The sequence below is a fragment of the Citricoccus sp. NR2 genome (assembly GCF_027594385.1).
GTDB lineage: Bacteria > Actinomycetota > Actinomycetes > Actinomycetales > Micrococcaceae > CmP2.
In genome coordinates, this window is the sequence record NZ_CP115154.1 from 2,767,748 (window position 1) to 2,782,462 (window position 14,715).

The 14,715-nt window shown below is 64.1% G+C and carries 13 protein-coding genes and 1 other RNA gene; 8 read left to right on the plus strand and 6 right to left on the minus strand.

Translation table 11 applies throughout. The features are described from left to right. Positions 1–95 precede the first annotated feature (95 nt). A complete protein-coding gene (locus O1A05_RS13010) occupies positions 96–1,556 on the minus strand; it encodes a GuaB1 family IMP dehydrogenase-related protein (protein WP_270105622.1) in 1,461 nt (486 codons plus the stop codon). Positions 1,557–1,812: 256 nt separating this feature from the next. On the opposite strand from O1A05_RS13010, the gene O1A05_RS13015 reads away from it, so the two are divergent. The 3 genes from O1A05_RS13015 to O1A05_RS15780 all read left to right on the plus strand — a co-directional run bounded on the left by O1A05_RS13015 (position 1,813) and on the right by O1A05_RS15780 (position 6,442). Continuing rightward, positions 1,813–5,571 carry a multifunctional oxoglutarate decarboxylase/oxoglutarate dehydrogenase thiamine pyrophosphate-binding subunit/dihydrolipoyllysine-residue succinyltransferase subunit gene (locus tag O1A05_RS13015; RefSeq protein WP_270105623.1) on the plus strand — a complete coding sequence of 1,253 codons (3,759 nt, stop codon included), beginning with the start codon at positions 1,813–1,815 and terminating at the stop codon, positions 5,569–5,571. A gap of 134 nt (positions 5,572–5,705) precedes the next feature. Further along, the gene (locus O1A05_RS13020; protein WP_270105624.1) at positions 5,706–6,308 is read left to right on the plus strand and encodes a GDSL-type esterase/lipase family protein; all 603 of its coding nucleotides are present in this window, start codon (positions 5,706–5,708) and stop codon (positions 6,306–6,308) included. A 59-nt stretch (positions 6,309–6,367) separates the two neighbouring features. Next, positions 6,368–6,442 (plus strand): 50S ribosomal protein bL37, encoded by a 75-nt coding sequence (locus O1A05_RS15780; protein ID WP_431521165.1) that lies wholly within the window; start codon positions 6,368–6,370, stop codon positions 6,440–6,442. A 94-nt stretch (positions 6,443–6,536) separates the two neighbouring features. Here O1A05_RS15780 and rsrA read toward each other — a convergent pair whose 3' ends face one another. Next, positions 6,537–6,836 carry a mycothiol system anti-sigma-R factor gene (gene rsrA, locus O1A05_RS13025; RefSeq protein WP_270105625.1) on the minus strand — a complete coding sequence of 100 codons (300 nt, stop codon included), beginning with the start codon at positions 6,834–6,836 and terminating at the stop codon, positions 6,537–6,539. A gap of 8 nt (positions 6,837–6,844) precedes the next feature. Then, positions 6,845–7,603 carry a sigma-70 family RNA polymerase sigma factor gene (locus O1A05_RS13030; protein ID WP_442867638.1) on the minus strand — a complete coding sequence of 253 codons (759 nt, stop codon included), beginning with the start codon at positions 7,601–7,603 and terminating at the stop codon, positions 6,845–6,847. A gap of 73 nt (positions 7,604–7,676) precedes the next feature. Between O1A05_RS13030 and aroA the strand changes: the two genes are divergently transcribed. The 5 genes from aroA to O1A05_RS13055 are packed head-to-tail and all read left to right on the plus strand — an operon-like array spanning position 7,677 to position 11,937. After that, entirely contained in the window at positions 7,677–9,134 is a 1,458-nt protein-coding gene (aroA, locus tag O1A05_RS13035; protein ID WP_270105626.1) for a 3-phosphoshikimate 1-carboxyvinyltransferase, read from the plus strand. Next, complete coding sequence (gene rsgA / locus O1A05_RS13040; protein WP_270105627.1) at positions 9,131–10,246, plus strand: ribosome small subunit-dependent GTPase A; 1,116 nt, start codon at positions 9,131–9,133, stop codon at positions 10,244–10,246. The genes aroA and rsgA overlap by 4 nt, the downstream gene beginning before the upstream one ends. 9 nt (positions 10,247–10,255) lie before the next feature. Beyond that, entirely contained in the window at positions 10,256–11,086 is an 831-nt protein-coding gene (gene hisN, locus O1A05_RS13045; protein ID WP_270105628.1) for a histidinol-phosphatase, read from the plus strand. 21 nt (positions 11,087–11,107) lie between these two features. After that, positions 11,108–11,572: a FluC/FEX family fluoride channel gene (locus O1A05_RS13050; RefSeq protein WP_270105629.1), complete on the plus strand. Its 465-nt coding sequence runs from the start codon at positions 11,108–11,110 to the stop codon at positions 11,570–11,572. Continuing rightward, positions 11,569–11,937 (plus strand): fluoride efflux transporter FluC, encoded by a 369-nt coding sequence (locus O1A05_RS13055; RefSeq protein ID WP_270105630.1) that lies wholly within the window; start codon positions 11,569–11,571, stop codon positions 11,935–11,937. The genes O1A05_RS13050 and O1A05_RS13055 overlap by 4 nt, the downstream gene beginning before the upstream one ends. Positions 11,938–12,051: 114 nt before the next feature. Here O1A05_RS13055 and ssrA read toward each other — a convergent pair. From ssrA to O1A05_RS13070, 3 genes are all read right to left on the minus strand, one after another. Beyond that, positions 12,052–12,422, minus strand: a transfer-messenger RNA (tmRNA) gene (gene ssrA / locus O1A05_RS13060). 96 nt (positions 12,423–12,518) lie between these two features. After that, positions 12,519–13,034, minus strand: coding sequence for an SsrA-binding protein SmpB (smpB, locus tag O1A05_RS13065; RefSeq protein ID WP_270105631.1), 516 nt, complete (start codon positions 13,032–13,034; stop codon positions 12,519–12,521). A 95-nt stretch (positions 13,035–13,129) separates the two neighbouring features. Next, positions 13,130–14,668: a peptidoglycan DD-metalloendopeptidase family protein gene (locus O1A05_RS13070; protein WP_270105632.1), complete on the minus strand. Its 1,539-nt coding sequence runs from the start codon at positions 14,666–14,668 to the stop codon at positions 13,130–13,132. Positions 14,669–14,715: the final 47 nt, after the last annotated feature.

Genomic DNA, 14,715 nt, shown 5'->3' on the forward strand with positions numbered 1-14,715 from the left:
TCCGTTCCCGCAGCGGAAGCGCTGCGGCCATGTGCGGAGGCACCAGATCGGTGTCTATGCATAGCAGAATGATACACGCCGGATCCGGGGGGTGATCACCAGGATTGCACCACGGGGCGACCCTCTTCGTATCCGGCCGCCGATTGGACGCCGACGACGGCACGATCCCGGAATTCCGAGAGGTTGGTTGCACCGGCGTAGGTCATCGAGGAGCGCAACCCGGCGGTGATGCCGTCCAGCAGGTCCTCCACCGAGGGACGCTGCGGGTCCAGATACATCTTGGAGGAGGAAATCCCTTCTTCGAACAGTGCCTTGCGGGCCCGGTCGTAGGCGCCCTCGCTGCGGGTACGGTTCTGTACCGCGCGGGCCGAAGCCATCCCGAAATTCTCCTTGTATCGGCGCCCATCACTGTCGGTGAACAAGTCGCCGGGTGACTCATAGGTACCGGCGAACCAGGAGCCAATCATCACCTGGGAGGCGCCAGCGGCCAGGGCCAGGGCGACGTCGCGGGGGTACCGCACTCCCCCGTCCGCCCACACGTGCTTGCCGAGTTCGGCTGCGGCTTGGGCACATTCATAGACGGCCGAGAACTGGGGACGTCCCACCGCCGTCATCATGCGGGTGGTGCACATGGCGCCCGGGCCGACACCGACCTTCAGAATGTCGGCACCGGCCTCCACCAGATCTCGGACGCCATCCGCCGAGACCACGTTCCCGGCCACGATCGGCACGGGCAGATCCCGGACCGTGCGCAGCGCTTCCAGCATTTTCGCCTGGTGGCCGTGAGCTGTGTCGACCACGAGCACGTCGACGCCGCCGGAAACCAGGGCCTCAGCCTTACCGCGCACGTCACCATTGATGCCGACCGCCGCAGCCACCCGCAGCGCTCCGGCCTGATCCAGCGTGGGCTCGAAGATGCCCGAACGCAAGACCCCACCCGGGGTGAGCACACCCACCAGGTTTTCGCCGTCCAGCACCGGCACATAGGTGGCCTGGGCAGCGTGGAAGCGTTCGTACAGGGTCTCAAAGACCGACTCTTCGCCCGCACCGCCGTCGAGCTCTGACACCTCGAGGGTGAGAGCTGGCTGTCGCATCACGGAGGCGATGGACGCAAAATGATCCAGTTCTTCACAGTCTTTGACGCGTACGACACCCACCAGCGTCGCTCCGGTCTCGGTCTGGCGCACGATGCACACCGAATCGTGATTGCGCTTAGAGGAAAGGTGGTGAACATCCAGCACCCGGTCGTCTTCACTCAGGGTCAGCGGGGTCTCCACGACGGCGTGTCGGGACTTCACCCAGGAGGTCACATCCTGGATCAGCTCCACGGGAACATCCTGAGGAAGCACGGCGAGCCCCCCGCGCCGGGCCATCGTCTCGGCCATGCGTCGTCCCGTCACGCCGTTCATGTTGGCGGCAACAAGCGGGATCGTCGAGCCGGTGCCGTCGTCAGCGGAGATGTCGACGTCCATGCGGCTGGTCAGTTCGGACCGCGACGGTACAAGGAAAACATCCGAATAGGTGAGATCGGTCATCGGCTGAGTCAAGAACTTCATGTCTTCATCCTGTCATCTCTGGCGCTCGGAGGAACCGTTCGATCAGCGACCTTCGAGGGTTCGAAGTTTTTTCGCGTCCACCCCGATGTTATGTGGAGATTCGGCGCAAAACATCACTATGCTGGAGGGAGCCGTTCTCCGGGTGACTCACGAGTCAGGTGGAGAACACCATAGAGGTTGAGGGCCTCCACTTCCGGCTTGATGGTTCGCCCTCGCCACCAGATCGACATCCTGATTACGGAAGAGGCGTTTCACCGTGCCAGAACTTACGTCCGCTCAGCTCTCCGAGGAATTCCCCGGAAACGAATGGCTTGTTGCGGATATCTATGACAAATACAAAGCGGACAAGTCCTCGGTAGACCCCAAGTGGGCTGAGATCTTTGCCCGCCTGGAAGGTGCCTCGTCCTCGACGACGAACGGCGCAAAGCCAGCACCGTCGGCCGGTACCAGCTCCCCTTCCGCGTCGAAAGAGTCTGCCCCAGCACAGGCGTCGGCGCCCAAGGCCGCCGCTCCGAGCGAGCAGAGCGCACAGAAGGCCTCCGCTGAGCCAGTCGAAAAGGCTGCACCCAAGGTGAAGAAGTCCACGACCGCCTCCGAGGCTATTCCCTCCGAGCCGGCCAAGTCCTCCAAAAAGAAGAAGCCGACCGCCGAGGACAAGCCGGCCGAGGACAAGGTCACCCCGTTGCGCGGTATGGCACGGGCCGTGGCCAAGAACATGGATGCCTCGCTGACGGTCCCGACGGCAACCACCGTCCGTGACCTGCCTGCCAAGGCGCTGATCGACAACCGGGTCGTCATCAACAACCACCTGGCTCGTTCCCGCGGTGGCAAGGTGTCGTTCACCCACCTGATCGGTTACGCACTGATCCGTGCCCTGGTGAAGCACCCCGAGATGAACAATCTCTATCGCCTGGACGGCAACAAGCCGACCATGGTGGAGCCGGCGCACATCAACTTCGGCCTGGCCATCGACCTGCCCCAGCCCGATGGCTCGCGCACCCTGGTCGCCCCGAACATCAAGGGCGCAGAGTCTCTGGACTTCCGCGAGTTCTGGCAGGCCTATGAAGACCTCGTGAAAAAGGCCCGTAACAACAAGCTAGGCCTGGACGACTACGCCGGGACCACCGTCACGCTCACCAACCCCGGCGGCATCGGCACCGTGCACTCAGTGGCCCGCCTATCTGAGGGCCAGGCCGCGATCATCGGTGTCGGTGCCCTAACCTACCCGGCCGAGTTCCAGGGTTCTTCCGAGAAGACGCTGGCCCGCCTGGCGATTTCCAAGACCATCACCCTGACCTCCACCTACGATCACCGCGTGATCCAGGGCGCTTCCTCCGGTGAATTCCTGAAGGAAGTTCACCAGTTACTGCTAGGGGCCGACGGTTTCTACGAGGAGATCTTCGAGTCCCTGCGTATTCCGTATGAGCCGGTACGCTGGAAACCCGATGTGCAGGTCAACCCGGAAGACCAGATCGGCAAGGTAGCACGGATCCAGCAGATGATCCACGCCTACCGCGTGCGTGGTCACCTGATCGCGGATGTGGACCCGCTGGAATACTCCATGCGCAAGCACCCAGATCTGGATATCCTCTCGCACGGCCTGACCCTGTGGGACCTGGATCGCGAATGGCCCACGGGCGGATTCGGCGGCAAGTCCGCCCTGCCGCTGCGCGACATCCTCGGAGTGCTGCGCGATGCCTACTGCCGCAACACCGGCATCGAGTACATGCATCTCAACTCGCCTGAGGAGCGCCAGTGGTTCCAGGATGAGTTGGAGCACCCCTACGCCAAACCGACCCGCGAAGAGCAGCTGCGTATTCTCGGCCGCCTGAACGCTGCCGAGGCCTTCGAGACCTTCCTGCAGACGAAGTTCGTCGGCCAGAAGCGCTTCTCCCTGGAGGGTGGCGAATCCCTGATCGCTCTGCTAGACGCTGCCATTTCCGGCGCCGCCGATGACGGACTCGACGAGGTCGCCATTGGTATGGCTCACCGCGGTCGCCTCAACGTGCTGACTAACATCGCTGGAAAGACCTATTCCCAGGTATTCCGCGAATTTGCCGGCACCGGCAGCCGCGACGTCAACCAGGGCTCCGGCGACGTGAAGTACCACCTCGGCACCGAGGGAACCTTCGTTTCTGACCACGGCAACTCCACCAAGGTGTCCCTGGCAGCGAACCCCTCGCACCTGGAAGCCGTAAACCCCGTGCTCGAGGGCATCGTACGTGCCAAGCAGGACCGCCTCGACCGAGGCGCCGATTCCGTGGGCTCCTTCTCGGTGATGCCCGTCCTGGTGCACGGCGACGCCGCCTTCGCAGGCCAGGGTGTCGTAGCCGAAACCCTGAACCTCTCGCAGCTACGCGGTTACCGCACCGGCGGTACTCTGCACGTGATCGTGAACAACCAGGTCGGCTTCACCACCCCGCCGTCGTCGGCTCGTTCCTCGACGTACTCCACCGACGTCGCGCGGACCATCCAGGCCCCGATCTTCCACGTCAACGGCGATGACCCGGAGTCCGTGGTACGTGTGGCCCAGCTGGCCTATCAGTACCGTCAGCGCTTCCACAAGGACGTCGTCATCGACCTCATCTGCTACCGCCGTCGCGGTCACAACGAGGGCGACGATCCGTCGATGACGCAGCCGCGTATGTACAACCTCATCGAACAGAAGCGCTCCGTGCGCAAGCTCTACGTGGAATCGCTCGTCGGCCGTGGTGACATCACCCAGGAAGAAGCCGACGACGCCATGAAGGACTACCAGGCACGCCTGGAGCGTGCCTTCGCGGAGATGAACGAGGCCGAAACCTCGCCCATCCCCACCGTGGGCTCCGCTCACGGCTCGAGGGAGTCCGACGAGCAGTACGTCCCGGAGACCACCGCGATCACGGAGGAGACCCTCCAGCGCATCGGCGAGGCCCACCTGGATATCCCGGAGGACTTCACCGTTCACCCCAAGCTCAAAGCGCTGCTGGAGCGCCGAGCGAAAATGGCCGTCAACGGCGACATTGACTGGGGCTTCGCGGAGCTGGCAGCCTTCGGTTCGTTGCTGATGGAGGGCAAGTCCGTCCGTCTGACGGGTCAGGACTCGCAGCGCGGCACCTTCGTGCAGCGCCACGCCGTGTACCACGACCGCATTAACGGCGACGAGTGGACCCCCATCTCCAACCTGGCTGCGGATCAGGCCAAGCTGTGGATCTACAACTCGCTGCTGTCTGAGTACGCCGCGCTCGGTTTCGAATACGGCTACTCGGTGGAGCGCCCCGATGCGCTCGTGGCTTGGGAGGCTCAGTTCGGCGACTTCGTCAATGGCGCCCAGATCATCATCGACGAGTTCATCTCCTCGGCCGAACAAAAGTGGAACCAACACTCCTCCGTGGTGCTGCTGCTGCCGCACGGCTACGAAGGTCAGGGACCAGACCACTCCTCCGCCCGCATCGAACGCTTCCTGCAGATGTGTGCCGAGGACAACATGCGCGTGGCGCAACCGTCGTTCGGTGCCAACCACTTCCACCTGTTGCGTGAGCAGGCCTACTCGACCCCGCGTCGCCCTCTGGTGGTGTTCACCCCGAAGCAGCTGCTGCGCCTGAAGGCTGCGGCTTCCTCGGTGGCGGACTTCACCCAGGTTGGCTTCCGGAAGGTGGTCGGAGACGACAAGATCGGCTCCTCCGCCAAGAAGGTCATGCTGGTCTCGGGCCGTCTCTACTACGACCTGCTGGCACGCCGCGAGAAGCTGGAAGACACCTCGACCGCCATCGTCCGCGTCGAGCAGCTCTACCCGCTGCCGCTGGAGGAGATCACCCAGCAACTCAACCAGTACCCCGACGCCGAGGTGATGTGGGTGCAGGATGAGCCGGCCAACCAGGGCCCATGGCCCTTCATGGCCCTCAACCTGCTGCCGGAACTGGACCGTAAGGTCAAGCTGGTCTCCCGCGCTGCTTCGGCCTCACCGGCCGCTGGCATGAAGCCGCGGCACGACCACGAGCTGGACGTGTTGCTGACGGAGGCCTTCGGACGCTGATCAGCTTCTGGGGCTCGCCCTCCCTGATACGCCGCGGCCCGGTTGCGATTCGCGACCGGGCCGCGGCGCGTGTTCACCCGAAGACAGCCCACCGACTACAGTGGAACCCACGATGATCGAGAAAGGCTCAAACTGTGGAGATTCGTAGAATTCGCATCGCCTCGATCGGCGCGGAAACCCTGGCCGGCGTCGGCGATTCGCGCGCCCTGGGGTGGCTGGGACGCGTCCTGGCCCGCACCGTGACCCCAGAAGTGGAGATCGAGAGCTATGTTCTCGCTTCCCCCGGCGACACCACAGAAGCCCTCTCCCACCGGTGGGAAACCGAAGCGCTGAGCCGTTTTAGTGCCAATACCGACAATCGACTTGTGGTCGCCTTGCCCGAACACGACGCCGATCTCGAAGGTTCCTCCGCCCGGGCACGGCTCAACCTCGCGAACATCCTCGACCGCGCTGGCCAGCAGGGCATTTCCGTGTTGGTCGTGGGACCGCCTCCAGGGTTGGACGAAGAGCGCAACCGCCGTTTGGACGCCCTGAACTCGGCATACCACGACGTCGCCGAACGACGCGACGTCCCCTATGTCGACACCTTCACCCCATTGCTCGGACACGAGCAGTGGCGCAGTGACCTGGCCGGCGGCCAGGGACGTCCCGGTCAGTCCGGTTACGGGTTGCTGGCGTGGTTGGTCCTACATCGCGGCTGGTACCCGTGGTTGGGCATCGCGGAGCCGACGAGCTAACCCAGCAGTGATACCCTGGTATCCGGCCGAAACACGGATGTGAGGGAAGGAGACCCGCAATGAGCAAGCGTGGACGCAAGCGCAAGGACCGCCGCAAGAACAAGGCGAACTCCGGGAAGCGCCCCAACTCCTGAGTCTTTGACCAGGATATGACAGCACGAGGCCCTGTGAACAACGTCGTTGTTCACAGGGCCTCGTTGCGTTCCGGGCCAGGCACTGGACCAGGCGTCAGTGACCGGCCTTGACCCGAATCTCGCTAATGCGGGTGATGATTGAGGTCTTCAGCTGATCCGGGGCCTTTTCGCTGCAGCTACGCTTCACCACGGAGCGGATGATGCACTCCAGGTCATGCTCGGCGTTGCAGTCGGTGCACTCGGTCAGGTGCAGACGCACTTCCTCGATATCGTCGTGGCTCAAGGCCCCGTCAAGGTACTCGTAGATCCGCTGGACGCGGGCGTCGTGGCAGTCCCCGATCTTTTGACAGTCCTGATCGTCTTTCATCGGAGCTGCTCCTTGTGTCTCGCTCATCGTGCTCCTCAAGCCTTCTTCGCGCCGGTGTCGTCGCCGCGGCGGGTGCGCGTGCCCGCCGTGCTAGCTGCTTTACCCTGTACCCGGATGCCGCGTTCGGTGGCGTAGTCCGTGAGTAGATCCCTCAGCAGTTTGCGTCCACGGTGCAAGCGCGACATGACCGTTCCGATCGGCACACCCAAGATCTCCGCGATCTCCTTGTAGGCGAAGCCCTCGACGTCGGCGAAATACACCGCCAAGCGGAATTCTTCCGGGATCGCCTGCAGTGCGTTCTTGACGTCACTATCGGGCAAGCGGTCCAAAGCCTCGGTTTCCGCCGACCGCAACCCCGAAGAGGTGTGCTCGGCGGCCTGTGCCATCTGCCAGTCCTCCACCGTGTCGGTGTTGGTCTGCTGCGGCTGACGTTGACGCTTCCGATACAGGTTGATGTAGGTGTTCGTGAGGATCCGGTACAGCCAGGCTTTCAAATTGGTGCCCGGCTTGTACTGGTGGAACGAGGAGTACGCCTTCGTGTACGCCTCCTGTACCAGATCCTCGGCGTCAGAGGGATTCCGCGTCATCCGCAGTCCCGCAGCGTAGAGTTGGTCAACATACTGCAGGGCGTCACGCTCGAAGCGCTCGCGCCTCTGGGCGTCCGATTCGGTTCCCGCGTCAACGCGTGAGCCGTCGGCGCCGGCTGTCAGGTCAGTGGTCTCGTGAGTGTCCATCACCGACCAGTCTAGCCAGCTCTGTGACCTAGCTCGTTGTTCCGGGGCAAGTACGGTCATGCGTCCCTCCTTCTCACCGGACATAGCGCGATACTCCACCCGGATATTCCGCGCTAGTCAAGGTATCTTGGAGATGTCTTCGCCACCACACCGCAACCGGGAGGTCCCGCAGCCGATGACCACGATGCGCCACACCGATACGCCGGTCCTCGATCCCTGGCCCGCGCCCACCCCTACCCAGCCCGTCGACGCCACGGTGCATATCCCCGGTTCGAAGTCCCTGACGAATCGCTATCTAGTGCTGGCCGCGCTCTCGGATCGTCCCAGCACCGTGCACGGGGTGTTGGATTCCCGGGACTCTCGGCTGATGATCGAAGCCCTCCGCACCTTAGGGGCGGCCATCGAGCCTGACGCGGATCATCCCGACACGGTGCAGGTCACCCCCATGCCTGAGGGCCACGCTGAGACCGCCATAGAACGGACGGTGGACTGCGGTCTGGCCGGCACCGTGATGAGGTTCCTTCCCCCTGTGGCCGCGCTAACCGGCTACACCGTAACCATCGACGGCGACCCGGAGGCACGCGTGCGGCCCATGGCGCCCGTGCTCGAGGGTCTGGTGCAAGCCGGGGCTCACGTGGAGCGCCTCGACGGTGTGTCAGGCACCCCCACCCAGTTGCCGTTGCGTGTGCGCGGCAACGGATTCGTGAACGGCGGCGAGGTCACCATCGACGCCGGTGGCTCCTCTCAGTTCATCTCCGCGCTGCTGCTGGCCGGGGCCCGGTTCCGCCACGGGCTGCACCTGCGGCACACCGGTGAGCACACGCCCAGCCCCGAACACGTGGGGATGACCGTATCCGTGCTGCGTCAGGCCGGCGTCGTCGTCGATGACACCACACCGGGCCAGTGGGTCATCGCACCGGGACCGATCAGCGGCGGTGAGTGGACCGTGGAGCCCGATCTCTCCAATGCCGGCCCCTACCTCTGCGCTGCCGTGGCCACCGGCGGCACGGTGCGCATTCCACACTGGCCCGCCCACACCACCCAGATTGGTGACCGCTGGCGGGAGATTCTGCCCCGTTTCGGTGCCACCGTCACGTTCACTCCAGACCCGGGAACCGAGCACGGCACCCTCACCGTCGCCGGGTCCCGGGATGAGTCCGGAGTTCCTGTCGTCACCGGCGGCGGGGAGATTTCCGACACCGCCGAGCTGGCCCCCACCGTGGCTGCTCTGGCAGCACTGGCGCAGGGAGAAACTCACCTGACGAAGATCGGCCACCTGCGCGGTCACGAGACGGACCGGCTCTCCGCCCTCACCGCCGAAATCCGGCGGCTCGGCGGGACCATCGAGGAACACCCTGACCGGCTCGACATCACCGGCGCAGGACCCGCCGGACTCACGGCAGCCCAGATGCAGACCTACCACGATCACCGCATGGCGACCTTTGCCGCCGTGATCGGCCTGGTGGTCCCCGGGGTGAGCATCGAGAACGTGGGGACCACATCCAAGACTATGCCCCGTTTCCCCCAGGCCTGGTCGACGATGGCGGAAACTGCTGAGACCTCGGCACCGACCACGGTGATTCACGGATGACGCCGGGCCGACGCGGCGGGATCGACCCGAACGCCTGGGACGAATCCCGCATTCGCGACCGCCCCAGCAAGCGTGGCTCCCGCCCGCGCACCAAAGAGCGTCCGCGCCACGAGGACGCCATCATTGGTCGCGTCACCACGGTGGACCGTGGTCGCTACCGGGTACGCTTGCCCGACGGCGTGATGGTCACCGCCATGCGCGCTAAAGAACTGCGCCGCACCCCCGTCGTCACCGGCGACCTCGTCGCCCTGGTGGGAGACCTCTCCGGCAACGAAGGCAGTCTCGCCCGCATGGTCCGCGTGGAGGACCGCGCCACGGTGCTGCGCCGCTCCGCCGACGACACCGATTCCTACGAGCGCGTGGTGGTGGCCAATGTGGACATACTGGTGATCATGGTCGCCGCCGCCAACCCGGAACCACGCACCGGTTTCATCGATCGCGCCCTCGTCGCGGCTTATGATGCCGGGATCACGCCCTTACTGTGCATCACTAAAACCGATTTGCGTGACCCCAGCGAACTCATCGCCCACTACGCGGATGTGGACTTGGAGATCCTCACCTCCCAGTCCGCTGATGAGCACGACGACGCGCTGCTCGACAACGCGCTGCTCGCACGGATCCTGGACCGCCTTCACGGCCACGTCAGCGCCCTGGTGGGCCCCTCCGGCGTCGGCAAATCTACGCTGATCAACGCGCTCACCGGCGCGGATCGTGCCACCGGTCACGTCAACGCCGTTACCGGCCGCGGCCGACACACCTCCTCTTCTGCGCTGGCACTGCCGCTCTCGGACGACGACGCCACCTGGCTCATTGACACCCCCGGCATCCGTTCCTTTGGGCTCGGCCTCGTCGATCCCGACCACCTGGTGGAAGCCTTCGACGAACTGGCACCGGCTATCGCCGACTGTCCCAAAGGGTGCGAACACACCGAGGCCTCCCCCGGATGCGCCCTCGACGCCTGGGTGGCGGGCGGCCAGGCCGGTTCGTCCGGTGCCGCCCGGCTCGCCTCATTGCGGCGCCTGCTCGGCAACCGCGGCACCAACGACCACGACGAACGTCCCACGGCAGACCCGCCGCACCAAGAGTCCGGCGGCACCGCACTCGGCGGGTAGCCTAGACGCATGACTCCACTCGAGAACTTCCAGCGCGGCTACCGGGACGATCTGCATCTGGCTCTGGCCATGGCCGATGCGGTCGATGCCGTCACCATGTCCCGTTTCAACGCCGTCGATCTGAAGGTCTCCACCAAACCGGATCTCACCCCGGTCTCCGACGCCGACCGCTCGGCCGAAGACCTCATCCGCGGTCAGCTCTCCCGTGCCCGCCCCCGCGACGCCATCTTCGGTGAAGAGTTCGGCACCTCGGGTTCGGGTTCCCGACGCTGGGTGATCGATCCCATCGATGGCACCAAGAACTTCGTCCGCGGCGTGCCCGTCTGGGCCACCCTGATCTCCTTGCTCGACGACGGCGTCCCCGTGCTCGGTGTGGTCTCCGCTCCGGCCCTGCACCGGCGTTGGTGGGCTATGAACGGCGCCGGCGCCTACACCGGCCGGTCGCTGGCCCATGCCAAGCGCATTCACGCCTCGAATGTTTCCCGGCTCGAGGACGCTTCCCTGTCGTTCTCCTCCCTCGAAGGGTGGCGCGAACGCGGCAATATCCGCGAATTCCTTCAACTGACCTCGGATGTGTGGCGCACCCGGGCCTACGGTGACTTTTGGTCCTACATGATGGTGGCCGAAGGCGCCATCGACATCGCCTGCGAGCCGGAGCTCGAGCTCTACGACATGGCCGCGCTCGTCCCGATTGTCACCGAGGCAGGTGGGCGTTTCACGTCGCTCGAAGGCGAGCCCGGCCCCTTCGGCGGCAACGCGCTGGCCACCAACGATCTGCTGCACTCCGAGGTGCTGGAGCGTCTCAATCCTGCCCTGCGCGGGCAGCACGTGGCCCAGTAACCCACAGCGCACCTCGAGACCATGGCTCGCGTTTCCTCGCGTACGCTGCTCGCCGTTGCGCTCGGCGGGGTGCTGGGCGGTGGCCTGCGTCTGGCCGCCATGGAAATGTTCCCCCTCGGACAGGAGCCCCTGAGCACCTGGCTGGCGCTGACGGGAGAATTTCTCACACTCACCGTGATCAATCTGGTGGGCTCGTTCGCCCTGGGCTGGGTCTCCGGTATTGCGTCCCATGCGGCCTGGCCCGAATGGGCACGCGTCGGACTCAGCACGGGCGTCTTGGGCTCGTTCACCACGCTCTCGGCGCTCACGACGGCGTGGCTCGCCGCCCTCGCCGTGCTCAGCACGTCCTCCGCAGCCACCGGGGCGTCCCTCGCTACGGCCGGTGCACTCGGGCTCGCGGTGCTGTTCGGATCCACCATGCTCGGTGCTCTGCTGGCCGCGGCAGGCATCCGTTCGGCAGACGGCCGCACAGGAAAGGAAAAATGATTCTGGTGCTCTTGATGTTCGCCGGTTGCTGTGCCCTCGGTGCGGCGCTGCGCTACGTGGCCGATACATTACTGTCCTCGCACGGTATCCTGCTCGTCAACGTTCTCGGCTCATTGATCGCCGGTGCCGTCTTCGCTGCGGTATGGGGTGCAGGTGCGTCAGAATCGACAACTATGTTCCTTGCCACGGGGCTGGCCGGATCACTGACGACGTTCTCCACCGTCTCGCTGGCCGCGGGCAAGGCCCTCCTCGAACGTCGCTACCGCACCACACTGAGCACCCTGTTGCTTCACTACGGCGCGAGCCTCACGGCCGCCACACTCGGGTATCTCGCTATCGCTTGGCTGACGTCGACTGCTATGTGACTTGTTCTCCCCGAAGAACGCCGGTACAAAGTCAAGCACCCGTATCAGGAACCGACTGACGTTTCGTGCTCGGACAAGGAAAAAGCCCGGAAACGCGAGGGTTCCGGGCTTAATCTGTGGAGATGGGGGGAATCGAACCCCCGTCCGATGTGGCTTTAGCAGGGCTTCTCCGGGCGCAGTCTGCGTCGGAGTTTTTCGGCCTTGGCTGTCATGCAGACAAGCAGCCAGTCCAGGCCTATCCGGATTTAGGTCTCTATTGCTTCCCCCGGCAAGGGCAATAGACAGTGGCTATCTAATCGACGCCAGGTTCCGGGACGATAGCAATCCCGGGCTGACGGACTCGTTCGCTGTATCAGGCAGCGAGAGCGAAGTCAGTGCGCTTAGATTCGGCACTTATTAGTTTGCAGAGGACGTTTACGAGATGACTCTACATTCTCGGCCCGCTTCTCCTGCGGCAACTCACATCGTCGAAACCGATCATCCCCGTGTTGAGTTATCAAACAACCCCTGCTCTAGGAGCAGGACATCTTAGGTTATCAGACGCGCGCGCTCCGGCCAAGGGCTGATGGTGGCCCTCAGTGTCAGCGACGGAATGCAGAATCGCCCCGCCGGTTGGCCACGCGCATTGCGCGCTGTGCCTCGCGAGAGTCCTGCTTTTCGCGCAGCGTCTGGCGCTTGTCGTAGTCCCGCTTACCTTCGGCCACCGCAATTTCGACCTTAACTCGCCCATTCACAAAGTACAGCTGCAGCGGCACAATCGTGATGCCGGATTCTTGAACCTGGCGTGAGAGCTTATTGAGTTCCTGTCGGTGCAACAGCAACTTGCGACGCCGCCGGGAAGCGTGGTTGGTCCACGACCCGTTCAAGTACTCCGGAATGTAGACCTGCTCCAAGTAGAGCTCGTCGCGATAGAAGGTCGCGAACCCGTCGACCAGTGAGGCATGGCCTTCACGTAGCGACTTCACCTCGGTACCCATCAACGAGATCCCTGCTTCGTAGGTGTCACCTATGGTGTAGTTGTGACGCGCCTTGCGATTGGTGGCAATGACCACGCGCTCGTCACGCGCCGGCTTCTTACCAGCTGACTTTTTCGCCATGGCTCGCCCCTTCCTCGAAACTCAATAGACGCAAACATCTATTTTACCGTCCATGTCAAGGTCGAGGCGCGGCGACGGCGCCAGACGTTGCTGGACTAGAGCAGACCCGCAGGATTGACGGCCGTACCGTTGACGATCGTCTCGAAGTGCAGGTGGCAACCAGTCGAGTTACCGGTGGTCCCGGTGTAGCCGATGATGTCGCCCTGGTTCACCTTCTGCCCCGGGCTGACCACGTAGCGGGTCATGTGGTGGTACTTGGTGGCCAGAGCCTTGCCGTTCACCACACCGTGAGAAATGACCACACGGCGCCCGGAGGTCCACACGGCCCAGTCAGCGTTCCACACGGTGCCGGAGGCTGCGGCGCGGATCGGCAAGCCACAACCGCCGCCGTAGTCGATTCCGGTGTGAACGTACCCACCGCGGCCACCGTAGTCGTAGGTGCCGGCCGGAGTGGGACGCCAGCCGAAGCCGGAGGTCTGGTACGTATTCAGTGGGCGGATCAGCCCCCAAGACGACGAGGATGACGACGACTGCGCGCTCTGTGTCACGCGTCGATCGGCCTCCGCCGATGCCTCGCTGGCCTTGGTGGCATTGGCCCGCGCCTGACGAGCCGCTTCCTTCTGGCGCTCGTTGGCAGCGGCCCGCGCTGCCGCAGCTTCGGCTTCCCGTGCCTTGCGTTCAGCCTCCTCGGCTTCCCGACGACGTCGCTCAGCCTCTTCCACGGCTTTCTTGTGCTCAGCCTGCAGATCAGCGTGATCGGACTGCTGAGCCACCAACTCGCGCTGGCGCTCGGCAATCTCCGCGTTCACCTTGTCCTGCTGCTCTTGGTTCCGGTCAATCTGCGCTTGGATCCTGGGACGTTCAGCTTCCAGTTCCTCGGTCAGCTGCTGCGTGGTGGAGACCATCTGGTCCAGCTCGCGCTTGGCTGCGGCAGCTTCATCTCGAGCTTGCTCCTCACGCGCCAGGGCAGCTTCCGCCTCGGCTTTCAGCTCGCGGATTTCTTCCTCCACCGCGGCCAGGCGAGCCTCGGCGTTGCGATCGGTGGAGTTCTGTTGTGACACCGTGGAGAGCTTGCTGTCCTGAATGCGCAGCGCCTGTTGTGCCAGCCCCATGGCTTCCGGCAAGGACGAATCGTCCAGGCCCAGAATGAACGACAAGTTTTGCGATACGCCGCCCTGTTTGTAAGCCTGGCTGGCGATCTGTCCGATCTCGTCATACGATTCGGCGATCTGCTGCTCGGCCGCCTCGATCTCGGCTTGGATTTCAGAACGCTGAGACTCGGCACGCGCGACGCGCTCGTTCAGGGACGCCACTTCGGCCGCGGCTGCCTGAACCCGTCCCTCAGCATCCGTCACAGCTTGCTGGGCGGCAGGTAACTGCGCCTGGAGATTATTGAGCTCTGTAACCTTCTCGGCGATATCGGCGTCCAGCCCTTCCAAGGATGCGTTCAAGTCACCCTGGTTCGACTGCAGGCCCGACTTCTGGTCGTCCAGCTCCCCCAGCGCGTCAGAGAGCTGCGACTGCTGCCGTTCGGACTGTTGCAGTTGCCGTTCCAGCTCGTCGACGGCGTCCTGACCGTTGGCGGGCGCGATCAGGCCGAGACTCAGTACGGCTATCAGTCCAGTGCTGATCACCGCTCGAGGGAGACGTCCTCGCATCATTTGCTCCTAGCATGGCGAAA

Coding starts and splice junctions, on each gene's coding strand:
- O1A05_RS13010 (WP_270105622.1), bottom strand. CDS start 1,556: ATGAAGTTCTTGACTCAGCCGATGACCGATCTCACCTATTCGGATGTT.
- rsrA (WP_270105625.1), bottom strand. CDS start 6,836: ATGAGCGAGACACAAGGAGCAGCTCCGATGAAAGACGATCAGGACTGT.
- O1A05_RS13030 (WP_442867638.1), bottom strand. CDS start 7,603: ATGACCGTACTTGCCCCGGAACAACGAGCTAGGTCACAGAGCTGGCTA.
- aroA (WP_270105626.1), top strand. CDS start 7,677: ATGTCTTCGCCACCACACCGCAACCGGGAGGTCCCGCAGCCGATGACC.
- rsgA (WP_270105627.1), top strand. CDS start 9,131: ATGACGCCGGGCCGACGCGGCGGGATCGACCCGAACGCCTGGGACGAA.
- hisN (WP_270105628.1), top strand. CDS start 10,256: ATGACTCCACTCGAGAACTTCCAGCGCGGCTACCGGGACGATCTGCAT.
- O1A05_RS13050 (WP_270105629.1), top strand. CDS start 11,108: ATGGCTCGCGTTTCCTCGCGTACGCTGCTCGCCGTTGCGCTCGGCGGG.
- O1A05_RS13055 (WP_270105630.1), top strand. CDS start 11,569: ATGATTCTGGTGCTCTTGATGTTCGCCGGTTGCTGTGCCCTCGGTGCG.
- smpB (WP_270105631.1), bottom strand. CDS start 13,034: ATGGCGAAAAAGTCAGCTGGTAAGAAGCCGGCGCGTGACGAGCGCGTG.